This window comes from Micromonospora thermarum (genome assembly GCF_012034245.1).
Classification (GTDB): Bacteria; Actinomycetota; Actinomycetes; order Mycobacteriales; family Micromonosporaceae; genus Micromonospora; species Micromonospora thermarum.
This window is the reverse complement of the sequence record NZ_JAATEO010000025.1, coordinates 64346-87544: the sequence shown is the minus strand read 5'-3', so window position 1 is coordinate 87544 and position 23199 is coordinate 64346. Positions and strand designations below refer to the sequence as shown.

Sequence of the window (23199 nt, the reverse complement as noted above, 5' to 3'; positions counted from 1 at the left end):
CAGCAGCGGTCCGGTCATTGGGCGTACCTCACGACGGTGCGCTGCCGTCCCAGATCGATCGCGCCGTCGTCGGTGGCGATCGCGGCCTCGACGACGTCGCCGTCCTTGAGGTACTTCGGGTTGCGAGCCTGGCCCTTGAAGAACATCTTCCACTTCACTGCGGGCGGCAGCAGCGAGGCGATGATCTCGACCGGCTTCGGCGGTGCGCTCAGGGCCGTCCCGACGGGCGTCCCGGTCAGCAGCAGGTCACCGGCGTCGACCCGCTGGAAGCGGGTCAGCGCCTGCAGCGCCTGGACCGGGTGATAGATCATGTCGGCGGCCGTCATGTTCTGCCGGAGCTCGCCGTTGACCCACAGCTTCAGCCGCAGGTCGGTGAACCGCCTGAGCTCATCGGCGTCGAGCAGCACCAGCACCGGGCCGACCGGGGTGAACGTCGGGTAGGACTTGGCCTCGTAGAACTGGGTCTTGGGTAGCTGGACGTCACGTGCCGAGATGTCGTTGGTGACCACCAGGCCCGCGACGTAGTCGACGAGGTTGTCCGCGGTGACGGTGGTGCCGACGGGCATCTCGCGGCCGAAGACGAGCCCGATCTCCACTTCGTAGTCCAGCAACGTCACATGGCCGGGACGGACCACGTCGGCGAACGGACCGCTGATGGAGCCCGAGGCCTTGCGGAAGAACGTCAGGGGGACGGTGGCCGGGTTGCCGTTGGTGTCCCTGACGTGCGAGACGAAGTTCGTCATCTGCGCGACGACGCGGCAAGGCGCCGTCACCGGAGAGACCAGCGCAAGGTCGCCGACCGGGACCGTGTCGCTGCTCGTCGCAGCCGCGACGATCGCCGGCCGGTCGGCCAGCAGTTCGGCGGTGGTGGTGGCGCTGGTGGGCACTCGGGCCGCGCCGGTGGGGGTGAGCACCCACCAGGCGTCAGAGGAACGGAGGACGGAGGTGCTCATGAGGCAAACGCTTTCATCAGGCCGCGCAGGCGGTGGAGGTCGAATTCGTTGTCCTCGCGCAGCGCGCCGACGACCGCGCGCAGCTCGCGAAGTGCTTCCCGGCCGGATCCCATGCCGAGGAAGTCCTTGGTAGCGGGCGGACCCCACTGGGCCAGCCCGGAGGCGCTCATCGGCGCCCAGGCCGGCTCGAGCGTGCAGTCGAACAGGTCGCCGTCGCTGAAGTGCTCGACCAGGAAGCCGTCCGGGTCGCGCCAGTAGTCGAAGATCTGGCTGCCCTGAATGTGCCGGCCGATCCCCCAGGATCGCTGGTAGCCCCGGTCGAGCAGGTACTCGCCGCCGGCGGCCAGCGAGTCGAGGTCGGAGACCTGGTAGGCCGAGTGCACGTACCGGTTGGCCGGGCCGACGGCCATCGCGAGCGTGTGATGGTCGGTGGGCGTGCTGCCGCGGTCGCAGCGGATGAAGCTCATGGCGGGGCCGCGCTCGCGCTGCCCTTGGAAGTAGAGGAAGTCGCTGACGATCAGGCCCAGGTGCTCCAGGTACCAGTTGAGCGTCTCCAGGTAGTGGGTGGTCTGCAGCACGACGTGACCGAGCCGCTGCACCCTGGCCGGCTCCCGTGGCGGCCGCTGGGTGGCGTTCACCCGCATCACGTCGTGCCCGACGTTGAACGCCAGCGGCTGCTGCGTGGGCAGTGCCGTGAGCTCGTGCGTGTCCGCGACCACGCGTACCCGCGCCCCGCTCGGGTCGACGAGATCCACCGTCACCCCGCCCAGGCTCTCCGACAGCGGGGTGACGGTCCGTCCGGTTGCATCCGCAAGTCGCAGCACGTCCTCCGCTTCGGCGGCCCGGAAGGCGGGGCCGATGAACCGCGACCGGGGGCCCCGGTGGACGAGTACGCAGGGCGAACCGGGGCCGGTGCCCCGCAGGTGCAGTTCGTCGGCGGTACGCATCGATGTCGTGAAGCCGAAGGCCTGGGCGAACAACTCGGCCCGCTCAAGGTCGGGCTTCTGGAACTCCAGCCAGGCCAGGTCGTGCACCTTGATGAGCGGGTTACGCGCTCGCCCGGGGTGCTCACCCGGCACCACCCGCACGCCTACAAGCCGTTCGGCAACGGCGAGCGGGCCTGCATCGGCCGCCAGTTCGCCCTCACCGAGGCCCGGCTCGCCCTCGCCCTGGTCCTGCGGAACTTCGCGATCACCGATCCGAACGACTACCAGATCAAGGTCAAGGAGACGCTCACCCGCAAGCCGGACGACTTCATGGTGCGGGTGCGCCCCCGCCAGCCGTACGAGCGATTCGACACCAAGGCGAATGCGGTGCGGGAGCCACAGTCGGCGGCGGTGGCGGGCCACCACCGCCTCGATCTCTCCGGATCGATCAGCGATGTGCTCCCGTTGTCCGAGGCGCCCCAGGGTGTAGAACGACTGGTGAGGAAGGAAGGCAGCCCGATCCGGCTGGTCCTCAAGCCCTGATCACTACCGCGGGTCGGGAGGTTCCGGCTCCGGCCCGGCGTTAGATGCTCGCTGTGCCGGCAGGGAGACCCGGCGCAGCGAGGAGGCCGGCTGTGGTGTGACCGGATGGCCGCTCCATTCCGGATCGGGACCATACCCAGGTCTTTCTACCCGGGCGCCTCTGCTGTGCCGGACCTACCGTGAACTGGACGGTCGAGCGATCGGAGGATGTCATGAGTGATCACCGAGGCAATTGGGCAGAGCTCGCAAACCGGCTCAACGCATTGGGCTTGAAGCTCAAGCTGCATGCGGAACAGGCGAAGGACGACGAGTTGTCCGACGCGCTGTCGACCCTGCGGCATCAGCTCGAGGAGGCGTTCGCCGCGACCGGCCGCGCGGTCGAGGACGAGGCGGTCCGCGCCGACGTGCGTGAGGTCGCGCGGTTGCTCGGCGAGGCGGTGTCCCATGCGCTCACCCGCCTCGGTGACGACGTGCTGGAGACCGTGCGGCGCCGAGGGTAGCCAGCAGTCATGGCTCTCGGCGTCCACGGTGGTACGCAGAGTCGAAGGTCCCCTCGGTACGCGGCCGAGTGAAGGCCCGCCGGCGTCGCCCGCCGGCGCAGCACGCTCCGGCCCGGCGGGGATTCCGCCGCGCCGGAGCCGTTGCTGATCCGGTCGATCGAGGCGGTGTCAGCCGCCGATCTCGCTGACCTGGGCGAACGGCGCGTCGTCGCGCCACACCACGTGGATGACGAAGTGGTGGTTCGTCTCCAGGAAGAAGACCGCGAGGTTGTCCGGGGTGTTCTGCACGGTCTTCGCCGAGTATCCGGGGCCGGGGGTGGCGGTGACGAGTTGCACCCGCCCGCCGCTGGCGCGGACCACGGTCTGGCCGCCCTCCACCCGGAACGAGCGCAGGTATGTCGCGTCGCCCGCGGCGTCCGTGGTGACCGTCCAACCGTCCCGGGTGGTCGTCGTCCGCGGCGCGCCGGCGCTGGGGCTCGACGTCGCGGCGGCGGACGGAGCGGCCGACGACGGCGACGGGGTCGGCCGCGCCGGGGGCGTGACGGTCAGTGCCCGGTCGTCGCCCGCACCGCGTCGCAGATCGTGGACCGAGGCGAGCGTCTCCTCGCCGGCCGGGGCGGTGCGCAGCACGGGGAGCAGGGCGACCGAGGCCAACCCGATGCTGGTGGCGGTGGCCACCAACCACCCCAGCGTAGGCATCCAGTTGCGGAGCGTTCGCATGATCATCCTCCCTTCGACCTGCGCCTATGGTTGATCCTATGGCGCTGATCCTGCTGGTCGAGGACGACCGCATCATCACCGCGGCCCTGTCCCGCGCGCTGACCGACGCGGGGCATGTCGTACGGGCCGTCGGCCAGGCCGCCGAGGCGTTGCGCATCCTGACCGAGGAACAGCCCGACCTGATCCTCCTCGACCTCGGCCTGCCCGACATCGACGGTACCGATGCCCTCCGCATGATCCGGTCCGTCTCCGACGTGCCGGTCGTCGTCGCCACCGCCCGCAGGTCGGAGACCGACATCGTCCACCTGCTCAACTCGGGCGCCGACGACTACGTCACCAAGCCCTTCTCCGGCGAGCACATCCTGGCCCGCATCGCCGCGGTGCTGCGGCGGTACCGCCGCGGCGTCGACGAGGAGGGGCCCGGAACCATCACCGTCGGGCCGCTGGTGATCAGCCGGAAGGAGCGGCGGGTCGCCATGAACGGCGAGTCGCTCAAGCTGACCCGGCGCGAGTACGACGTGCTCACGTACCTGGCCGAGCGGGTCGGGCAGGTGGTGAGCCGGCGGGAGCTGATGACCGAGGTCTGGCGGCAGGCCCGGATCGGCGAGGAGCAGACGATCGACGTCCACATCTCCTGGCTGCGGCGCAAGCTCGGCGAGACGGCCGCGAAGCCGCGGTTGCTGCACACCGTCCGCGGGGTCGGCGTCATGATGGTCGATCCGGGATGACGGTCGGCTCCGGGACGAGGCGGAGGTCGCGATGAGGTGGGCGCTCAACCGGTTGGCGCTGGCCATCACGTCGATGGTGGCACTGGCCTTCCTCGTGCCGCTCGCGGTGGTGACCCGCCAGCTCGCGCACGACCGGGCCATCGGCGACGCCCGCCAGCAGGCGGCGGCGATGGTGGCGGCGCTCGCCGTCGACGCGGACCCGCAGCTGCTGACGCGTGCGGTGGTGAGCACCGCCGCCGGCAGCGAGGGGCGGCTCGCCGTGCACCTGCCCGACGTGGCCCCGGTCGGGGTGGTGCACGCCACCGCCGCCGACGTGACGCTCGCCGCCGGGTACCGGCGCCCGGTCACCGCGGACGCCGGCGGCGGGCTGGCGTACCTGCTGCCCACGGTGATCGGAGACGGCCGGACCGCGGTTATCGAGGTGTACGTGCCCCGCGAGGACATGGAGCGCGGGGTGTGGCGCTCCTGGCTGGCCCTCGCGGTCCTCGCCGTCGTCCTGGTCGGCGGCTCCACGGTCGTCGCCGATCGGCTGGGCAGCCGGATCGTGCGGGCCACCCGCCGGCTCGCCGGCGCCGCGCGGCAGCTCGGCACCGGCGACCTGACCGCCCGGGTCACCCCGGACGGCCCGGCGGAGCTGCGCGACGCCGCGCAGGCGTTCAACGGACTCGCCCAGGACATGCGGCGGCTGATCGACGCCGAGCGGGAACTCGCCGCCGACCTGTCGCACCGACTGCGTACGCCGCTGACGGCGCTGCGCCTCGACGCCGAGGCGATGCCGCCCGGGCCGATCGGGGAGCGGATGCGGCAGGCCTGCGACCTGCTCGACGAGGAGCTGGAGGCCATCATCACGGGGGCCCGGCGCAGCGTGGGCGAGCGCGGCGCCGAGAGCGCCGACCTGGTCGAGGTGCTGGCCGACCGGCTGGCGTTCTGGTCGGTGCTCGCCGAGGACCAACAGCGCCCCTGGACGGTGGTCGGCGGCGACCGGCCGGTGCCGCTGCCGCTGCCGCGCGGCGACCTGATCCTGGCGGTGGACGCCCTGCTCGGCAACGTGTTCGCGCATACGCCGGAGGGGTCCGCGTTCCGGGTCACCGTCTCGCCGGACGGGCTCGTCGTCGACGACGCCGGCGCGGGCATCGCCGACCCCGCCGCGGCCGTCCGGCGCGGCGCGAGCGGAGCCGGCTCGACGGGGCTCGGCCTGGACATCGTGCAGCGGGTGGCCACCGCCGCTGGTGGCCGGCTCGACATCGGACGCGGGCCGCTGGGCGGCGCCCGGGTGGCGCTGATCCTGGCGGCGGACGCCGCGCCGGACTCACCGTCCGGGCCGGGCGAGCGCCGCCGACGCGCCGGTCGCGCCTGAGCCGGCGCCGCCCGTACCGTGCCCGGGCGATCACGTACCGCGCTCTAAAGATCCTTTCTGGAGTCTTTAAGGCTTCGTTATGGCGTCCGTGCCTAGCGTCCTCAGTCGTAACTCGAGGTGTGCCGGACGGTCCGGCAACCCACCGACAGGACGGTTGACGAACGATGGCCAATCGCAAGATCATCGCCTACCCCCTCGCGGCGGTCGCGGCCGCCGCCGGCTCGACGCTGGCGTTCCAGTCGCCCGCCTCGGCGCACGGGTACGTCTCCTCGCCGCCGAGCCGGCAGGCGCTGTGCGCCCAGCGCGCCGTGCCGGACTGCGGCCCGATCCAGTTCGAACCGCAGAGTGTGGAGGGACCGAAGGGGCTCAAACGCTGCGACGGCGGCCTCTCCCAGTTCGCCGTGCTGAACGACAACAGCCGCAACTGGCCGGCCCGCGCGGTGGGCAACACCGTCAGCTTCAGCTGGACGCTGACGGCCCGGCACCGCACCAGCACCTGGGAGTACTTCATCGGCAACACCCGGGTCGCCGTGTTCGACGACGGCAACCGGCAGCCCGAGGCGGTCGTCACCCACCAGGTCGACCTGAGCAGGTTCCCGGGCCGGCAGACGGTGCTGGCGGTCTGGAACATCGGCGACACCCCGATGGCCTTCTACAACTGCATTGACCTCAACATCGGCGGCGGAGGCGGCACCCCGCCGGCCCAGACGCCGGCCCCCGCCCCGACCGGCACCCCGACTCAGACCCCGACCGTCCGGCCCACGCCGACGGCGACGGCGACCGCGCCGGCGAACCCGGGCCAGACCGGTGCGCCGACCGGCGCCGCCTGGGCGGCGGGTACCGCGTACCGGATCGGCGACGAGGTCACGTTCGACGGAAAGCGCTACCGCTGCCGGCAGGCCCACACCGCGATCCGCAGCTGGGAGCCGTCGCCGTTCACCCTCGCCCTCTGGCAGCCGGCATGAGGCGCGGCACCAGGATCGGCGCGGCCCTGCTGATGGCCGTCGTCGTGCCGCTGTTGACGGCCGCCTGCGGCGCCGCACCCGACAAGCCGGCGCCGCCGGCGCCGGCTCCCACGGCCGTGCAGGTCGGCAACACCCACAACGACGCCGACGTCATGTACCTGCAGATGATGGTCGCCCACCACGGGCAGGGCCTGCAGCTCGTCCGGCTGGCCAAGACGCGGGCGCAGCGGGAGGAGATCAAGACTCTCGCCGCGGCGGTCGAGGCCACCCAGGGCGACGAGGTGACGATGATGAAGTCGTGGCTGGGCACCTGGTCCAAGCCGACGACGGTCGACCGCGACCCGGGCTCGCACGCCGCGCACGGCGGGTTGCCGGCAACGGGGGCCGAGCAGGTCGCCGCGCTGGAGAAGGCGTCCGGGGCCGACTTCGACCGGCAGTTCCTCAACCTCTTCGTCGGCCACCAGCACAACGCGGTGGAGATGTCCCAGCGGGAGGCGAAGGAGGGGGCGAACCCCGAGACCAAGGAGTTCGCCCGCCGGGTCCAGGAGTCCCGCGCCGACCAGATCGCACAGATGCTGGCGTTCCTCAACGGCTGACGGAACCGCCCGAGGGTTCCGGGTCGTCGTACTCCGCTGTGGGGGGTGCGGCGGCCCGGCGGTTGGTGCCGGCGGGCACGCCCGCCTGCTCCGGGCTGACCTTCGCGCGTCGCGAGACGAGGAACTCGCGGACCTCATTGCGGTTGTCCACGCCTCGACCGTACGTGTCACGGCGCGCCGGAGGGGTGCTCCACCAGTACACCTTTCAGCAGGAACTCCCTGCGTAAGCCCTGCTGGGGTTTGCTGGACGACGTTGGACGCGACGGCTGCCGGCGCTCCCGGTGAGGCGATTCATCCTCGTCGGGGTTGCCCGCCGGAGGGTGCAATCCCACGCCCTGCCTGGGTAAGCCGGCAGGGTGACGCTCGCGTCGCGGCCGGACCTCGGAATCGAAAGGAAGAACCTCATGCGTGGTGCTGTCCTGCACGCCCCCGGCGACGTCCGGGTGGAGGACCGCGAGGATCCCCGGATCCTCCTGCCGACCGACGCGGTCATCCGCCTGTCCGCCACCTGCGTCTGCGGTTCGGACCTGTGGCCGTATCGCGGCGTCGAAGCGGTCACCGGGCCGTCACCGATGGGCCACGAGTACGTCGGTGTCGTCCAGGAGGTCGGCAGCGAGGTCAGGAACGTCAAGCCCGGCCAGTTCGTCGTCGGCTCGTTCTTCGCCTCCGACAACACCTGCCCCATCTGCCGCGCCGGTTACCAGTCCTCGTGCGTTCACCGGGAGCCGGTCGGTGGACTCGGTGCCCAGGCCGAGTACCTACGTGTCCCGCTCGCCGACGGCACCTTGGTCGCCACGCCCGAGACCCCCTCGGACGACCTGCTCCCGGACCTGCTCGCGGCCTCCGACGTGCTCGGCACGGGCTGGTTCGGCGCGGTGGCCGCCCAGGTCGGCCCGGGCCGGACCGTCGCGGTCGTCGGCGACGGCGCGGTGGGTCTGCTCGCCGTGCTGGCGGCCAAGCGGTTCGGCGCGGAACGCATCATCGCCGTCAGCCGGCACGAGTCCCGCCAGAAACTGGCGATCCACTACGGCGCCACCGACATCGTCACCGAGCGCGGCGACGAGGGCGTGGCCCGGATCAGGGATCTCACCGGCGGCCTCGGGGCGCACTCGGTCATCGAGGCGGTCGGCACCCAGGAGTCGATGATGCAGGCCATCCGCTCCACGCGTCCGGGCGGTCACGTCGGCTACGTCGGCGTGGCTCACGGCGTCGAACTGCCCGGTGAGGAGCTGTTCTTCTCCCACGTGCACCTGCACGGCGGCCCCGCACCGGTGCGGCGGTTCCTGCCTGAGCTGATCGACCTGATCTACAAGCGTGAGATCGACCCGGGCAAGGTCTTCGACCTCACCCTCCCGCTCGAGCAGGCCGCCGAGGCCTACCGGGCCATGGACGAGCGTCGGGCCGTCAAGGTCCTCCTCACTCCGTGAGGCACTGCGCCGCTCGGGAGTGTTCACCGACGATGCCGCGGGGGTGGCAAGCGTCCCGTGCGTCACTCGGGGCGCGCCGGCCTCAATAGGACGGAAGCCACGCATCCGGCCCTTCGGCATCAGCCGTTTGCTGGCGTACGTGCCGGGTAGGTAGGTGGTCGTGACAACACCCGAGCAGCGTCACTCGCAGCAGGAACAGGCTCTCGAGCGCGGCGAGGTGTACGAGGACGCCGAGGGGCGCCGCACCACCGACCCGGGCGCCGGGGCCGCGCACGCCGACAGCGAAGCCGACCGCAACGCCGAGCACCTTCAGCGTGGCGAGGTCGGCCCGGGCGTACCCGAGGAGTAGCCGCCGGGCGGGGAGACGCTTCCTCCCGCCAACGGCGCTTCGTTCATGCCGCCTGCGCCCACGGACCACTAGTGTCGTCCAACGGGCGCGGCGGCGCGGCGCGTCGGGGCCAGGACGAGAAGCGGAGTACGGCATGGCGAAGCCGATGGGCGACGGGGAGTGGCAGCGGTTCGTCTCGGACGGCACCCGCACCGGCAAGCTGGCGACGACACGGGCCGACGATCACCGAGGACCTGGCCGAGATGCGGCGCTGGGCGACCCGGATCGCCGAGCCCTACATGGGGCCGGAGCTGGCCGAGACGTACGGGGCGCGCAACGCCGTGCCGGGCGAGCTGCTGGTGCGTCTGACCGTGGAGAAGGTCGTCGGGTACACCGGCATCTCCGACTGAGCGCGGTGGCGGCTACGGCGAGATCCGCACCTCCACCGAGCTGATGAACCACCGGAAGTCGGACTCGCTGTGGATCGCCACGTCGTTGGTGCCGCTCTTGTCGAACGACCGGGTCCCCGCGTACACGATCACGGGTTCACCGGCGGGCACCGGTCCCGCGCTGAACAGGTGGGCGAAGTAGTGGGCGCCACGGGTCAGGTACTCCCGGTCGTGGGTCGCGTCCTCGTCCTCCTCCTCCACGAAGACCGACATCTCGGCGTACGACGGCTCCGCGACGTCGGGGTGCAGGACGTCGAGCATCAGTGAGTTCTGCTGGCTCGTCTTGGAGTCCGACCACCCCCACTCGTCCTCCGTCTCCAGGTGGTGCGTCGCCAGGACGGACTGGGCGTCGATGAGGACCTCCACCAGGCCCGACGTCGGCGGTGTGAAGGAGAACGCGACCGAGCTGAAGCCGTCACCCGAGGCATAGTCGAAGTCGCCGGCGTCGCTGTCGTCCATGGTGATGGAGATGCCGACGTCGCCGAGCGACGGGTTCAGGGTGTTCACCCGGTCGACGACGAAGTTGTCGTTGCGGACGGGGACGAAGCCGAAGTTGAACCCGAAGAACGGCGGGCGGTGAACTTCCCAGCGGTGCGGCCCGGGTCGTCGTCCGGCTTGATGTCTCCCCAGGGGAGCGCGTGATCGTGGAGGGGGGACAGCCGCAGCCACGTGTCGAGGTTGTTCGCGAGGTGGAAGCCCGGGCTGACGTGCGCGTCGCAGGGGGCGAGGACAATTGGCCGCGCCTCAGCCGGACCGGGGTGTTCCACCTTCGTCGGGGCATGTGAGATCCGTCGCCGGGGGGATGGCGGGTGACGCCGGCGCTGTTCTCGGAAATGTGGCAGAGACGGATGTCGTGGTCATCGGGGCGGGGCAGGCGGGGCTGTCGAGCGCGTACCACCTGCGCGCCTCCGGCCTCGACTTCGCGGTCCTGGACGCCAACCCCGCCCCCGGCGGCGCCTGGCAGCACCGGTGGCCGACGCTCCGGATGGAGACGGTGCACGGGATCTTCGACCTGCCCGGTATGCACTTCACGCCCCCGGCACCCGACGAGCAGGCCGCCGACGCGGTGCCCGCGTACTTCGCCTCCTTCGAGAGGGAGTTCGGCATCGACGTACGGCGGCCGGTCGCGGTCACGGCGGTCCGGAACGGCGACGACGGACGGCTGCTGGTCGAGTCCGACCACGGTACCTGGACCACGCGAGCTCTGATCAACGCCACCGGCACCTGGACGAGGCCGTTCGTACCGCGCTATCCCGGCCAGGAGACGTTCCGCGGGCGGCAGCTGCACACCGCCGACTACCGCGCGCCGGAGGAGTTCGCCGGGAAGCGCGTGGTGGTGGTCGGCGGCGGAGCCTCCGCCGTGCAGCTCCTGGCCGAGATCGCCGACGTCGCGGCGGCGACGACCTGGGTCACCCGCCGGCCGCCGGTGTTCCGGGACTCCTCCGGGTACACCGAGGAGTACCGACGCGACGTGGTCGCCAAGGTGGAGGCGCGGGTGCGTGCCGGCCTGCCGCCGGGGAGCGTGGCCAGCGTCATCGACCTGCCGTGGACGCCGCAGATGGCGCGGGCCCGCGAGCGCGGTGTCCTCGTACGCCGGCCGATGTTCGACCGGATCACCCCCGACGGCGTGGAGTGGCGCGACGGCGCGCGACTGGAGGCCGACGTGATCCTGTGGTGCACCGGCTGGCGGCCGGCGCTGGACCACCTGGCTCCGCTGCGGCTGCGCGGGCCCGGCGGCGGCATCGTCGTGGACGGCACCCGGGTGGTCGCCGACCCGCGGATCCACCTGGTCGGTTACGGACCGTCGGCGAGCACGGTCGGCGCGAACCGTGCCGGCCGGGCAGCCGTACGCGAGCTGCGCACGCTGCTGACAGCGGCACCCGCCGGGTCGGCACGCTGACTCGTCACCGGGGGCGCAGCCGCCACGCCGCGACCGCCGCGACGACCAGCAGCACCGCCAGCACCGGGCCGCCCACCAGGACGATCAGGCCCGCGCCGATGTTGGCGCCGATCACGCCGGCGGTCAGCACCCGCGCCGCGTAGCCGACCAGCGCGCCGGCCACGACGAGCGGCGCCAGCACCGCCCACCAGCGGGCATCCAGACGGCGTACGACGGTGCCGCGGACCAGCACGCCGAGCGCTACCGCGGCGGCGACGCAGGCGAGGACGCCGACGATCCGGTCCCCGGTCGCGCCGAGACTCACCGGGCGGACCGTGTGGTCGAGAGCGACGCCCTCGGCGGCGAGCCGGCGGGCGTCGCCACTGGTCACGTCGCCCACCAGCCACCAGACCGCGACGGGTGTGGCCAGGACCAGCAGGAGTGACGGGAGCAGGACCGCGGGGCGGTACGGGTTCGGCATGCGCTGCCCCTTCTCTGGCGGGACCGGTGGACCGTTTCCCGCAGTATGCGGGCACGACGCCCGGACGTTTCACCCGCGACCGTTGGGTAATCAGCCGCGCCGGTGCAGGCCGGGCGGGTGCGCGTGCGCCACCGCCCCGACGCAAGGGAGCGGACCGTCGTGTCAGATCAGCAGCCCACGGTCGTCCTCGTCCACGGCGCGTTCGCCGACTCGGCGAGCTGGAACGGGGTCATCGAGCGGCTCGGCGCCGCGTACTCCGTGGTGGCCGCCGCCAATCCGCTGCGCGGCGTGGCCGGAGACGCCGCGTACGTGCGGGACGTGATGCGGGGGATCGGCGGGCCGGTCGTGCTCGTCGGCCACTCGTACGGCGGCATGGTGATCACGGCGGCCGCCACGGAGGACTCGTCGGTGCGTGCCCTGGTCTACGTCAACGCGTTCTGCCCGGACGCCGGCGAGTCGGCACTGACGCTGTCCCAGAAGTTCCCCGGCAGCACGCTCCCCGACACCCTGGTCTCCTACCCGGTGTCCACCGGCGGCAACGAGGTGGCGATCGGGCAGGACGCCTACCACCAGCAGTTCGCCGCCGACGTGCCCGGCAACCTGGCGGCGCTGATGGCCCGGACCCAACGGCCGGTGGCGGAGCGGGCGCTCGGCGAGGACCTGTCCGCGCCCAGCCCGGCCTGGCGCTCCCTGCCCTCGTGGTTCATCTTCGGCGACGCCGACCGGAACATCCCCGTCGCCGCACACCGGTTCATGGCGGAACGGGCCGGCCCCCGGGGCTCCCGGGAGATCTCCGGCGCGTCGCACGCGATCGCGGTGTCCCAACCCGCCGAGGTCGCCGAGACGATCATCGAGGCGGTGCGCGGGACCGGCGGCTGACGCTAGCAGTCACGGGTAGCGCCTGCCGACTGCGCCGGCCGGGGAGCTGGCTTCGACACGAGTGGTTCCGAGATCCTTCTTGACCTTGACCTTCGGGGAAGGCCCAGCCTGGGGCGTGCCGGCCGCGGTGGCCGGTACGAGGAGGATGGCGACGTGGAGCTGCTGACCATCGGATCGTTCGCCCGGGCGGCGGGTCTGACGCCGAAGGCGTTGCGCCTGTACGACGAGACGGGACTGCTGCCGCCCGCCGCGGTCGACCCCGAGTCCGGTTACCGGCTCTACACCCCGGATCAACTGGACCGGGCCCGGCTGATCGCCGCGCTGCGCCGCATCGGCATGCCGCTGGCGGAGATCCGCCGGGTGTGCGACCTGCCGGCCGCCGGGGTGGCCGACGCGGTCCGCACCTGGTGGCAGCACGTCACGGCGGACACCGCGGCCCGCAGCCGCGTGGCCACCCACCTCGTGGACCTCCTCTCCGGAAGGGACACGACCATGTCCGATGCGAATCAGGCCCTCGGCCTCCGCTTCGCCGTCCGCTGTGAGACCGGCACGGCACGGGACAGCAACGAGGACGCCGCGTACGCCAGCGAGCGGCTGCTCGCCGTCGCCGACGGCATGCGGGGACCGGGCGGTGCCGCCGCCAGCGCCGCCGCCATCGCCGCCCTCACCTCGCTGGAGTCGGCCGACGTTCCCGCCGCCGAGCTGCTCACCCTGCTGGCCGACGCGGTCGCCGACGCCGACCGCACCGTCCGCCGGGCGGCCACCGGCGACCACCAGCCGGTCACGACCCTGACGGCGCTGCTGCGGTCCGGCGGACAGCTCGCGCTGGTGCACGTCGGTGACACCCGGGCGTACGTGCTGCGGAACGGAGAGCTGTCCCAGCTCACCCGGGACCACACGTACGTGCAGTCGCTCGTCGACCAGGGCACGCTCGGGGCCGACGAGGCCGCCACCCACCCGCAGCGTGCCCTGTTGGTCCGGGCGCTCGGCGCCGGCGGCACCGCGGTGGAGGCCGACCTGGCGCTGCGTACGGCGGTCGTCGGCGACCGCTACCTGCTCTGCTCGGACGGCCTCTCCGCCGTCGTCGACCGCGCCGAGCTGGCCGCCACCCTCGGCGCGGCCGGCGACCCGGGCGACGCCATGGACCGGCTGACCGAGCTGGCGTACGAGCACGGCGCGCCCGACAACATCGCCTGCGTCGTCGCCGACGTCGTCGCGGCCTGACGCCCACCGGGCGTGCACGACGCAGGCCGGGCGCGAGCTGATGACGACCGGTCGGTCCTCCTAGGCGGTGGGCTGGGCCAGGGTGCCGGACTCCGGGCGGTGGCTGTCGGCGCGGGGTGCCGCCGGCGCCGCCGTCGGGGCGGGCCCGGTCGAGTCGCGGACCACGAGGAGGTGCCCGGTCGGACGGCGGCGGGGACGGGTCGACCGGGGTTTCAGCGCGAGTGAGAGCGCCATCCGGCCCATGTCGGTCATCGGCAGCCGGATGGTGGTGAGGCTGGGGGCGAGGTCGGCGGCGACGGAGACGTCGTCGAACCCGACGACCGACATCCGCTCGGGCACCGGGATGCGGTGCGCGCGCAACGTCGACAGCACGCCGATGGCCATCGCGTCGTTGAGCGCGACGATCGCGGTCGTCTCCGGGTGGTCGCGGAGGATCTGCTCGGCGGCCACCCGGCCGCCGTCGCGGGTGAAGTCCGAGTGCACCACGGGAAGGTCGTCGAGGGAGAGCCCGTGCTGCCGCAACGCCGAGGCGACACCGGCGAGCCGGTCGGCGACGGTGGTGAGGCCCGCCGTGCCGGCGGCGACCGCGATGCGGCGGTGCCCCAGGTCCAGCAGGTGCCGGGCGAGCGCGCGGCCGCCGGCCTCGTTGTCGGGCAGGACCGCGTCGACGCCGAGGGCGTGCCGGCCGATGACGGCGACCCGGCCGCCCTGGCTCTGGAACTCCGCGAGCTCGGCCCGGGCCTCCGCCTCCACCCGGGCGTCGTCGTAGCCGGAACCGGCGATGAGGATGATCCCCACCCGTTGCGCGATGAGGTGGCGCAGCTGCCGCAGCTCCGCGTCCGGATCCCGGCCGGAGTGGCAGATCTGCACCAGCAGTCCCTCGTCGGCGGCGACCTGGATGACCCCGCCGGCGATCTCGGAGAAGTACGGGTCGTCCACCTGGTGGACCACCAGCCCGACGGTGGAACTGGCGCCGCCGGCGAGCGTGCGGGCGTACGGGTTGGCGACGTACCCCAGCTCCTGGGAGACCTGCCGGACCCGCTGGGCCACCTCCTCGCTGACCCCGTCTCGCCCGGCGAGGGCGCGGGACGCGGTCGCCAGCGACACACCGGCGCGCTCCGCCACGTCGATGAGGCGCAGCCTCGGGCCAGGCTTGGGCATCGGCAACTCCCCGGAAACTTCCATGTCATCTGACTATTGCCAGTGACGCCGACCACAGCCTAGTCTACGAAAGCGCTTTCGTAAGCGCTTCCGTCCCGGCAAAGGAGCGTCTCGGGATGACAACCCGTATGAAGCGAATCCAGTGGATGACAGCACTCGGCGCGAGCCTCACCCTCGCGCTGACGGCCTGCGGTGGTGATGACGGCGGATCGGCCGGCGCCGACGACCCGATCGTGGTGGGGGTCTCCCTACCGCTGACCGGCGACTTCTCCGAGCCGGGCAAGGGCGTCCAGCGCGGCTACGAGGCCTGGGCCAAAATCACCAACGACAAGGGCGGCCTGCTCGGCCGCAAGGTCGAGCTGAAGATCCTCGACGACCAGTCCAACGCTGACCGGGTGGTCGCCGACTACGAGCAGTTGATCGGCAAGGACAACGTGGACCTCGTGGTGGGTCCTTTCTCGACCCGCCTCGTGGTGCCCGCGGCCCGCGTCGCGGAGGAGTACGGCATGCTCTTCGTCGAGCCCGCGGGCGCGGCGAAGGAGGTCTTCGAGCAGGGCTTCAAGAACCTGTTCTACGCCGCCCCGGCGGTGGCCAACGACCACTACAACCACCTCGCCGAGTACGTCCTCGCCCTGCCATCGGACCAGCGGCCGAAGACCGCGGCGTACGCGGCCATGGACGACCCGTTCGCGCAGGGCACGGCGTACGGTCTCAAGGAGAAGCTCGAGGCGGGCGGTGTCCGCACCGTCGTCGACGAGGTCTACCCGCCGAACACCACCGACTTCGGCAGCATCGCCGCGAAGATCGCGGCGTCGAAGGCCGACATGGTGGTGGGCGGCTCCCAGTACCAGGACGGCGTGAACCTCATCGTCGCCCTCCAGCAGCTCAAGTACCAGCCGAAGCTGGCCGCCTTCTCCACCGCCCCGACGAACCCCGAGTTCGCCGCGGCGATCGGCAACAAGACCGAGGGGATCCTCTCGCCGACCGGGTACACGCAGGACGCGAAGTACCCGAGCAACACGGAGTTCGTCGAGAAGTACGCCGCGCAGTTCGGCTCGCCGCCCGAGGAGGACGAGGCCAACGCGTACACGACCGGCCAGGTCGTCGCGGCGGCGGTCACCGCGGTCGGGTGCGCCGAGCAGGGCGAGTGCCAGAAGAAGCTGGTCGAGTGGGTCCGCACCAACACCGTGGAGACGGTCGTCGGTCCGCTCTCCTGGGACGAGACGGGCAAGCCCAAGGGCGCCCACATGATCCAGCAGTGGGTGGGTGGCAAGATCCAGATCGTGCTCCCGGCCGCCGCCAAGGAGACCGACCTCGTCTACCCGAAGCCGGCCTGGTAGGACGTCATGCCCTCCGGTGCCCTGCTCCTCCAGAGCATCATCCTGGGTCTGCTGCTGGGAGGGCTCTACGCCCTCCTGGCAGCGGGCCTGACCCTCTACTTCGGAATCATGCGGGTCGTGATGATCGCCCACTCGGCGTTCCTCATCCTCGCCGCGTACCTCGCCTGGTGGTCCCACAGCCGGCTCGGCGTCGACCCCTTGCTGTCGATGATCGTCACCGTGCCGCTCTTCTTCGCCTGCGGCGTGCTGTTGCAGCGGGTGCTCCTGGCCCGGCTGCGCGCGGTCACCCTGACGATGATGTCGGTCCTGCTGACCTTCGCGATCGCGGTGCTCATCGAGGGCCTGCTGGGCTACGTCTTCACCGGCACCCAGCGGCGCATCCAGCTGGGCTACGGGTCGGCGAGCTTCGGGATCTTCGGCGCCCGCGTCGCGGTCGTGAAGCTGATCGCGTTCGGGCTCGCCGCCGTCGCCCTGCTCACCCTCTACCTGCTGATGAAGAAGACGACGTTCGGCTGGGCGCTCCGCGCGACCATCCAGCACCGTGACGCGGCGCGGCTCGTCGGCATCGAGACCGAGCGGGTTGCCGGGTACGGCTTCGGCCTCGGCCTCGCCACCGCGGCCGTCGGTGGTACGGCCCTGGCCCTCGACACCACCATCTACCCGTCGCTGCACTGGCACTGGATCGGCCCGCTGATGGCGATCATCGTGGTGGGCGGGCTGGGCAGCGTACCCGGCTCCGCGATGGCCGCCATGGTGCTCGGCATGCTGCAGAGCCTGCTGCAGATCCCGCTGGGTACGACCTGGGCGCAGACGATCTTCTACCTCGCCCTGTTCGCGACCCTGGCGTTCCGGCCACAAGGTTTCTTCGGAGGTCGCCTTGCCCAGCGCTTCTGAGCCGACCACGGCACCGGCGACCACCTCGCCGGCGACCGCCCCGCCCACCGGCGCGGGGACGACCCGGCGCCGTACCGCCGACCGCGTCGTCCAGGTGGTCGCCGTCGTGCTGCTCGCCGCCGCGGTGCTCGCCTTCCCGTCCCTGGCGCCCAACCCGTACATCCTCTCGGCGGGTGTGGTCGTGCTGAACTACGCGGTGCTCTCGACGTCGTGGAGCTTCGTCGGTGGGTTCACCGGCTACATCTCCCTCGGTCACGGGGCGCTCGCCGGCCTCGGCGGCTACGGCACCGCCCTGCTGGTCACCAAGGCCGGGCTGCCGAGCTTCGTGGCCCTGGCGGTGGCGGCGCTGCTGGTGGCCGCCCTCGCCGTACCGATCGGGTTCGCCGCGCTGCGGGTCCGCGGAGCGTCGTTCGTCATCGTCTCGATCGCGCTGGTGCTGATCCTGCTGCTGGTCTTCCAGAGCTGGGCGTCGCTCACCGGCGGATCGCGGGGACTGGTCGTGCCGCGACCGTTCCCGGACCTGCTCCGTCCCGAGCACCACCGCGTCTTCTACTACCTCTTCGCCGGCCTGCTCGCGCTCGCGCTGCTGGCGTGGTGGATGATCGACCGCTCGCGGTTCGGTCTGGGGCTCAAGGCGATCCGCGAGGACGAGGACAAGGCGGAGGCCCTCGGCACGCCGACGTTCGCGTACAAACTGGTGGTCTTCGTGGTCTCGGCGGCCTTCACCGCCCTGGGCGGCGGGCTGTACGCGCTGTGGTTCGGCGACCTCGACCCGGTCTTCCAGTTCTCCATCCTCACCGGCTCCTACCTGGTGCTGATGGCCCTGCTCGGCGGGGTCCGGAACCTGTTCGGCCCGCTGGTCGGCGCGCTCGTCGTCGGTATCGGGCTGGAGTACTTCAAGGTGGAGTTCGGCGACACGCAGCTGCACCTGGTCGCGACCGGCCTGCTGCTCGCCCTGGTCGTGCTCTTCATGCCCGACGGCGTGCTGCCGGCGATCGGCTCGCTGCTGGGCCGGATGCGGCCGGCGCAGAACTCCATCCGCGAGGTCACGGCGGCGGAGCTGCGCGACCAGCGGGTCGCGGCCGCCGGCGCGCCGGCAGCCCGGGAACCGGTGGACGCCGTCGCCAGCACCGCCGGTGAGCGGGCCCAGTCGACGGAGGAGCGGGCATGAGCGAGCGGAGCGAGGTACCGAGTCTGGCGACCGACGGCCTGACCAAGGCGTTCGGCGGCGTGGTCGCGCTCGACGGTGCCACCGTCGAGTTCCGCCACGGCCAGGTCAACGCCCTGATCGGCCCTAACGGGTCGGGCAAGACGACCTTCTTCAACTGCGTCACCGGGATGATCCGGCCGGACGGCGGGCAGGTCACCTACCAGGGGCGGGACATCACCGGGGCGGCCCCGCACCGCATCGTCCGCGCCGGCCTGGGGCGTACGTTCCAGCTGTGCCGGGTCTTCCCCCGGATGACGGCGCTGGACAACGTCCTCGCGGCCGTCCGGCCGGTCGGCCTGACCGGGCTGCTGCGGGGCGCCCACGTCCGTGCGGACCTCGACCGGGCGCGCGGCTGGCTCACCCGCCTCGGCATCGAGCACCTCGCCGACGTGGAGGCCCGCAACATGTCCTGGGGTCAGCAGAAGCTGCTGGAACTCGCCGGCGTGCTGATGAGCGACCCGGAGACCGTACTGCTCGACGAGCCGGCCGGCGGCGTCAACCCGGCGCTGCTGGACCGGATCGGCACGCTGGTCCGCGAGCTCAACGCCGAGGGTCGGACCTTCGTGATCGTCGAGCACAACATGGACCTCGTGATGAGTGTCAGTGACCACATCGTGGTGTTCGACCGCGGTCGCCCGATCGCCGAGGGGCCGCCGTCGCTCATCCGCTCCGACGAACGCGTGCTGGGGGCCTACCTTGGCGTCTGAGATTGAACTCGTCGACATCCAGGCCGGCTACGGGCGCGCCGCGCCGGTGCTGCGGGGCCTGACCGTCTCGGTGCCCGCCGGGCAGATCGTCTGCCTCGTCGGCCCCAACGGCGCCGGCAAGTCCACCGTCCTGAAGGTCGCCAGCGGGCTGCTCAAGCCTCGCTCCGGCAAGATCCTCGTCGGCGGCGTGGACGTCACCGGCCAGGGCCCGCAGCGGATGCTCGCCTCCGGCGTCGCGCACGTCCTCCAGGGCCACAGCGTGTTCCGCGAGATGACCGTGGCGGAGAACGTGCTGCTGGGCGGCTACACGTTGAAGGACAAGGCGCTCATCGCCGAGCGGACGGCCTTCGTCAAGGAGGTCTTCCCGGTCGTCGCGCAGCGGTGGAACTCCCTCGCCGGGCTGCTCTCCGGCGGCCAGCAGAAGCAGGTGGAGTTCGCCCGGTCCCTCATGGTCAACCCCAAGGTCGTGCTCCTGGACGAGCCGTCCATGGGGCTCGACCCGAAGGCCACCACCACCGTCTTCGAGCAGGTCGTGCGGATGCGCGACGCCGGTACGGCGGTGCTGCTGGTGGAGCAGAACGCCCGGCGGGCGCTCGAGACCGCCGACCTCGGCTGCGTACTCGACCTCGGTCGGGTGCACATCTCCGGGCCGGCACCGCAACTCCTCGCCGACCCGCAGCTCGGCGAGCTGTACCTCGGCGGACGGCCCGCCGAGCCCACGGCGATCCCGAAGCGGTAACACACCCCGACGTACCAGCGGCACACACGAGAGTCGGAGCGTGAGCACGTAAGCGCTTCCGAAAGCGGTTGCGGAGTCCACGCAGGAGCTGAAACGAGGTGTACGCGATGACCAGAACGAGACGTCTCGCCGCCGCCACCGCCGCCGTGCTGGCGGCCGGTGCGCTGGCCGGCGTCGGGGCGGCCCCGGCGCAGGCGGACCGGACCAACCCGCGCGACGTCCACCCGCACCTGCGATCGAACCTGGTCGCCTTCTACGACTTCGACCATCCGGTGGAGGGCGACGTCGCCCTCGAGCGGGACCAGGGCCGCTCCGGCACCGAGATCGAGTTCGTCAACGGCGGCGCCGACATGCGCGTGGCCGACCACGCCTACCCGGGCAGCGGCGACGCGTTGCAGACCCGCCAGGTGAACCCCGCCCAGGCCGGCAACGACGACTGGAAGGCCGGCATCTGGTCGTCCAGCGGCGTCCGCACCCTGCGGCCCTTCGCCGGCACCCAGGGCACCACGGTCATGGGCTGGTTCAAGATGGAGATGGACGCGCCCGCGCTCAACTCCACCACCGCCAACCCGACCGACCGCTTCAACGCGATCGGCCTGGCCGGGGTGCTGACCGGCGACTCGGACGGCCACGGCGTCCGGGCGCTGCTGGAACTGATCGACGTCAACGGCGAGCTGCGCCTGGTCGCGCTCGGCCGGCGCCTCGACGGCGGCAACTCGCAGACCTTCGCGGCGAGCGAGGACTGGCGGACGCTGCTGCCGAAGGGGGAGTGGGTCCACCTCGCCGCCACCTTCGACTTCAACACCGGCGCTCTGGCGCTCTACCGCAACGGGCAGCCGCTGGACGGCTTCTACACGCGTAACGACGACCCGTGGCTCGTGTCCGGCCCCGGCCCGCACGTGACCACCGCCTCCGACCCGCGAGGCATCAAGATCGGCGGGAGCTTCCCGCAGGACACGCTGGAGCGGAACCCGTGCGACTGCCGCATGGACGCCCTGATGTTCCTCGACAGCGTGGTCTCGGCGAGCGACGTCGAGAAGCAGTACCGCTACATGGCCCGCTGACCGACCTCGGCCGCCTCACCCGAGAAGGAGACCCGCGTGCGCAGTATCGGCAAGATCCGCAGATCCGCGCTGACGGCTGGGCTCACCGCCGCCACGCTCGTCCTGTCCACCCTGGTCGCCGGCCCCGCCCGGGCCGCCGAGTCGATCGACGACCCGGTCGTCGAGATGCCCACCCAGTCCCGCCTGGGGCTGGTCCTCTCCGAGTACGCCAGCTTCCCCCAGACCTTCCCCACCCCGGCCCCCACCGACCAGCGGTTGATGCGGACCGCCCGGATCAACACCCTCATGGAGCTGCCGGACGGCTCCGGCCGCCGTGCCGTGCCGGACCTCAACGGCAAGCTCTACCTGGTGCAGGACGGCGTACCGCACGTCTACCTCGACGTGGCCGCCACCTTCGCGCCCCAGTTCTTCTCCGGCCGTGGCCTCGGCCAGGGCTTCGGCTACGTCACGTTCCACCCGGAGTTCGGCAGCAACGGCCGCTTCTACACCATCCACACCGAGCAGGCGTCGCTGGCGACCAGGACGCCGGACTACGCGCAGGCCAACGCCATCTTCCACGGCGTGATCAACGAGTGGACGGCGACCGACCCGGCCGCCGACACGTTCACCGGCAGCCGGCGTGAGGTGCTGCGGATCGGCTTCGCCGGCCAGGTCCACGGCGTTCAGGAAATCAACTTCAACCCCACGGCGAAGCCCGGCCAGAGCGACTACGGGCTGCTGTACCTGGCCGTCGGCGACGGCGGCACCGGTGTGCGGAACACCGAGCCGCAGAACCTGGGCATGGTGCACGGCAAGCTGCTGCGGATCGACCCGAGCGGCACGAACTCGGCCAACGGCCGGTACGGCATCCCGGCGGACAACCCGTTCGTCGACCGGGCCGGCGCCCTGGGAGAGATTTACGCGGTCGGCTTCCGCGACCCGCACCGGTTCAGCTGGGACCAGGCCACCGGCCGGATGTTCCTCGGCCATATCGGCGAGCACGCCATCGAGGCGATCTACGAGGTGCGTGCCGGCGACAACTTCGGCTGGAGCGAGCGGGAGGGAGCGTTCGTCTTCGACCGGACGGGCAGCGCCTGCGACAAGCTGCTCCCGCTGCCGGCGAACGACGCCGAGTACGGCTACACGTACCCGGTGGCGGCGTACGACCACAACCCGGCACCCAACTGGAACTGCACCTCGGACGTCGGGGTCGCGGTGGCCGGCGGGTTCGTCTACCGCGGCAACGAGCTGCCCGCGCTGAAGGGCAAGTACGTCTTCGGTGACCTGGTCGACGGTCAGGTGCTCTACACCGAGGCGCACGAGATGCGGCGCGGCCACGGGCTGGCCACGATCCACCGGCTCGCCCTCTTCAACGCCGCCGGCAACCCGGTCCGGATGCAGGACCTCTCCGCGCTGGGCGCGCCCGGCAACCCGGAGCGGGTCGACCTGCGCTTCGGCACCGACGCCGAGGGTGAGCTCTACATCCTCGCCAAGGCCAACGGCAAGATCTGGAAGGTCACCGGCACCAGGGAGTTCGCCAGCGGCGACGTCGGCGGCACCAAGCTGCACAAGCCCTCGGGCCCGGACAGCTGGGCGCCGGTCACCCCGTCGAAGTGGCAGTTCGACGGCGACGAGGTCATCCTCGCCGAGGCGGGCGTGAGCCGGCCGGGGCCGCGCCGCCCGTTCGAGTACGCGGTCGTGACCGAGGGGCCGGAGTGGTCCTCGGTGGAGATCGAGGCGGACGTGCGGCTGGACACGCCGGTCGAGGTCAGCAACCGGGACGTGATCATCGTCTTCGGCTGGCGCTCGGACACCGAGTTCTACTACGCCCACCTCTCGACCGACAACACGATCCTGCCGCACAACGGCATCTTCAAGGTCAACAACGCTGACCGGCAGCGCATCGACCACCAGTGGAACGGCCGGTCCCGCGGCGCCAACCCGGCGATCGTGGACGCCGACTGGCACAAGGTGCGCGTCGTCCACCTGCCGGCGACCGGCGAGATCGCGGTCTACGTGGACGGTCGTAAGGACCCGCTGATGACCGCGAAGGACACCACGTTCGGCTCCGGGCGGGTCGGCTTCGGCTCGTTCGACAACATCGGCCGGCTGCGTCACCTGACGGTGACCGGAACGCCGGCCTGAGACCG

26 protein-coding genes are annotated in these 23199 nt (G+C 71.8%); 19 read left to right on the top strand and 7 right to left on the bottom strand.

Annotation, left to right across the window (positions count from 1 at the left end; all coding sequences use genetic code 11):
• Positions 1-14: 14 nt before the first annotated feature.
• Together HCJ94_RS21750 and HCJ94_RS31255 are read right to left on the bottom strand one after the other, a co-directional pair.
• The gene (locus HCJ94_RS21750) at positions 15-953 is read right to left on the bottom strand and encodes a fumarylacetoacetate hydrolase family protein (protein WP_168002880.1); all 939 of its coding nucleotides are present in this window, start codon (positions 951-953) and stop codon (positions 15-17) included.
• On the bottom strand, positions 950-2032 hold the full coding sequence (locus HCJ94_RS31255; protein ID WP_309227374.1) for a VOC family protein: 1083 nt from the start codon (positions 2030-2032) through the stop codon (positions 950-952). Before HCJ94_RS31255 ends, HCJ94_RS21750 begins: the two co-directional genes overlap by 4 nt.
• Between HCJ94_RS31255 and HCJ94_RS31250 the strand changes: the two genes are divergently transcribed.
• A complete protein-coding gene (locus tag HCJ94_RS31250) occupies positions 2018-2422 on the top strand; it encodes a cytochrome P450 (protein ID WP_205801697.1) in 405 nt (134 codons plus the stop codon). The two genes, HCJ94_RS31255 and HCJ94_RS31250, sit on opposite strands and share 15 nt — an antisense overlap.
• Before the next feature lie 179 nt (positions 2423-2601).
• Entirely contained in the window at positions 2602-2922 is a 321-nt protein-coding gene (locus HCJ94_RS21735) for a hypothetical protein (protein ID WP_168002879.1), read from the top strand.
• A 168-nt stretch (positions 2923-3090) separates the two neighbouring features.
• Here HCJ94_RS21735 and HCJ94_RS21730 read toward each other — a convergent pair whose 3' ends face one another.
• A complete protein-coding gene (locus tag HCJ94_RS21730; protein WP_168002878.1) occupies positions 3091-3642 on the bottom strand; it encodes a hypothetical protein in 552 nt (183 codons plus the stop codon).
• Positions 3643-3680: 38 nt separating this feature from the next.
• Between HCJ94_RS21730 and HCJ94_RS21725 the strand changes: the two genes are divergently transcribed.
• The 4 genes from HCJ94_RS21725 (at position 3681) to HCJ94_RS21710 (ending at position 7288) form a co-directional block, all read left to right on the top strand.
• Positions 3681-4370: a response regulator transcription factor gene (locus HCJ94_RS21725; protein WP_168002877.1), complete on the top strand. Its 690-nt coding sequence runs from the start codon at positions 3681-3683 to the stop codon at positions 4368-4370.
• 31 nt (positions 4371-4401) lie between these two features.
• Positions 4402-5727, top strand: a complete 1326-nt coding sequence (locus HCJ94_RS21720; RefSeq protein WP_168002876.1) for a sensor histidine kinase — start codon at positions 4402-4404, stop codon at positions 5725-5727.
• A 164-nt stretch (positions 5728-5891) separates the two neighbouring features.
• Positions 5892-6692, top strand: coding sequence for a lytic polysaccharide monooxygenase (locus HCJ94_RS21715; protein WP_168002875.1), 801 nt, complete (start codon positions 5892-5894; stop codon positions 6690-6692).
• A complete protein-coding gene (locus HCJ94_RS21710; protein WP_168002874.1) occupies positions 6689-7288 on the top strand; it encodes a DUF305 domain-containing protein in 600 nt (199 codons plus the stop codon). The genes HCJ94_RS21715 and HCJ94_RS21710 overlap by 4 nt, the downstream gene beginning before the upstream one ends.
• On the opposite strand, the gene HCJ94_RS30410 is transcribed toward HCJ94_RS21710, so the two are convergent.
• Positions 7278-7439 (bottom strand): hypothetical protein, encoded by a 162-nt coding sequence (locus tag HCJ94_RS30410; RefSeq protein WP_240944407.1) that lies wholly within the window; start codon positions 7437-7439, stop codon positions 7278-7280. The two genes, HCJ94_RS21710 and HCJ94_RS30410, sit on opposite strands and share 11 nt — an antisense overlap.
• Positions 7440-7692: 253 nt before the next feature.
• On the opposite strand from HCJ94_RS30410, the gene HCJ94_RS21700 reads away from it, so the two are divergent.
• The 3 genes from HCJ94_RS21700 (at position 7693) to HCJ94_RS29690 (ending at position 9453) form a co-directional block, all read left to right on the top strand.
• A complete protein-coding gene (locus HCJ94_RS21700; RefSeq protein ID WP_168002873.1) occupies positions 7693-8715 on the top strand; it encodes a zinc-dependent alcohol dehydrogenase family protein in 1023 nt (340 codons plus the stop codon).
• Positions 8716-8875: 160 nt separating this feature from the next.
• A complete protein-coding gene (locus tag HCJ94_RS21695; RefSeq protein WP_168002872.1) occupies positions 8876-9064 on the top strand; it encodes a ribonuclease in 189 nt (62 codons plus the stop codon).
• Positions 9065-9306: 242 nt separating this feature from the next.
• On the top strand, positions 9307-9453 hold the full coding sequence (locus HCJ94_RS29690) for a pyridoxamine 5'-phosphate oxidase family protein (RefSeq protein WP_205801673.1): 147 nt from the start codon (positions 9307-9309) through the stop codon (positions 9451-9453).
• A gap of 12 nt (positions 9454-9465) precedes the next feature.
• On the opposite strand, the gene HCJ94_RS21685 is transcribed toward HCJ94_RS29690, so the two are convergent.
• Complete coding sequence (locus HCJ94_RS21685) at positions 9466-10161, bottom strand: hypothetical protein (protein WP_168002871.1); 696 nt, start codon at positions 10159-10161, stop codon at positions 9466-9468.
• A 166-nt stretch (positions 10162-10327) separates the two neighbouring features.
• Between HCJ94_RS21685 and HCJ94_RS21680 the strand changes: the two genes are divergently transcribed.
• The gene (locus HCJ94_RS21680; RefSeq protein ID WP_309227373.1) at positions 10328-11392 is read left to right on the top strand and encodes an FAD-dependent oxidoreductase; all 1065 of its coding nucleotides are present in this window, start codon (positions 10328-10330) and stop codon (positions 11390-11392) included.
• Positions 11393-11396: 4 nt separating this feature from the next.
• Here the strand turns inward: HCJ94_RS21680 and HCJ94_RS21675 are convergent, their stop codons facing one another.
• The gene (locus HCJ94_RS21675) at positions 11397-11852 is read right to left on the bottom strand and encodes a hypothetical protein (protein WP_168002869.1); all 456 of its coding nucleotides are present in this window, start codon (positions 11850-11852) and stop codon (positions 11397-11399) included.
• A gap of 159 nt (positions 11853-12011) precedes the next feature.
• On the opposite strand from HCJ94_RS21675, the gene HCJ94_RS21670 reads away from it, so the two are divergent.
• Entirely contained in the window at positions 12012-12731 is a 720-nt protein-coding gene (locus HCJ94_RS21670; RefSeq protein ID WP_168002868.1) for an alpha/beta fold hydrolase, read from the top strand.
• A gap of 153 nt (positions 12732-12884) precedes the next feature.
• The gene (locus tag HCJ94_RS21665; RefSeq protein ID WP_168002867.1) at positions 12885-13955 is read left to right on the top strand and encodes a MerR family transcriptional regulator; all 1071 of its coding nucleotides are present in this window, start codon (positions 12885-12887) and stop codon (positions 13953-13955) included.
• A 60-nt stretch (positions 13956-14015) separates the two neighbouring features.
• On the opposite strand, the gene HCJ94_RS21660 is transcribed toward HCJ94_RS21665, so the two are convergent.
• Positions 14016-15116: a LacI family DNA-binding transcriptional regulator gene (locus HCJ94_RS21660; protein WP_168002866.1), complete on the bottom strand. Its 1101-nt coding sequence runs from the start codon at positions 15114-15116 to the stop codon at positions 14016-14018.
• Positions 15117-15232: 116 nt separating this feature from the next.
• On the opposite strand from HCJ94_RS21660, the gene HCJ94_RS21655 reads away from it, so the two are divergent.
• The 7 genes from HCJ94_RS21655 to HCJ94_RS21625 all read left to right on the top strand — a co-directional run bounded on the left by HCJ94_RS21655 (position 15233) and on the right by HCJ94_RS21625 (position 23194).
• Positions 15233-16456 (top strand): amino acid ABC transporter substrate-binding protein, encoded by a 1224-nt coding sequence (locus HCJ94_RS21655; protein WP_240944406.1) that lies wholly within the window; start codon positions 15233-15235, stop codon positions 16454-16456.
• Between the two features lie 6 nt (positions 16457-16462).
• Positions 16463-17350, top strand: coding sequence for a branched-chain amino acid ABC transporter permease (locus HCJ94_RS21650; RefSeq protein WP_168002865.1), 888 nt, complete (start codon positions 16463-16465; stop codon positions 17348-17350).
• Positions 17334-18521 (top strand): branched-chain amino acid ABC transporter permease, encoded by a 1188-nt coding sequence (locus HCJ94_RS21645; protein ID WP_240944405.1) that lies wholly within the window; start codon positions 17334-17336, stop codon positions 18519-18521. The genes HCJ94_RS21650 and HCJ94_RS21645 overlap by 17 nt, the downstream gene beginning before the upstream one ends.
• On the top strand, positions 18518-19267 hold the full coding sequence (locus tag HCJ94_RS21640; RefSeq protein WP_168002864.1) for an ABC transporter ATP-binding protein: 750 nt from the start codon (positions 18518-18520) through the stop codon (positions 19265-19267). The genes HCJ94_RS21645 and HCJ94_RS21640 overlap by 4 nt, the downstream gene beginning before the upstream one ends.
• Positions 19257-20006 carry an ABC transporter ATP-binding protein gene (locus HCJ94_RS21635; protein WP_168002863.1) on the top strand — a complete coding sequence of 250 codons (750 nt, stop codon included), beginning with the start codon at positions 19257-19259 and terminating at the stop codon, positions 20004-20006. The genes HCJ94_RS21640 and HCJ94_RS21635 overlap by 11 nt, the downstream gene beginning before the upstream one ends.
• Before the next feature lie 107 nt (positions 20007-20113).
• Positions 20114-21070, top strand: a complete 957-nt coding sequence (locus HCJ94_RS21630; protein WP_168002862.1) for a LamG-like jellyroll fold domain-containing protein — start codon at positions 20114-20116, stop codon at positions 21068-21070.
• Between the two features lie 36 nt (positions 21071-21106).
• A complete protein-coding gene (locus HCJ94_RS21625; protein ID WP_309227372.1) occupies positions 21107-23194 on the top strand; it encodes a PQQ-dependent sugar dehydrogenase in 2088 nt (695 codons plus the stop codon).
• The last annotated feature ends 5 nt before the right edge of the window (positions 23195-23199 follow it).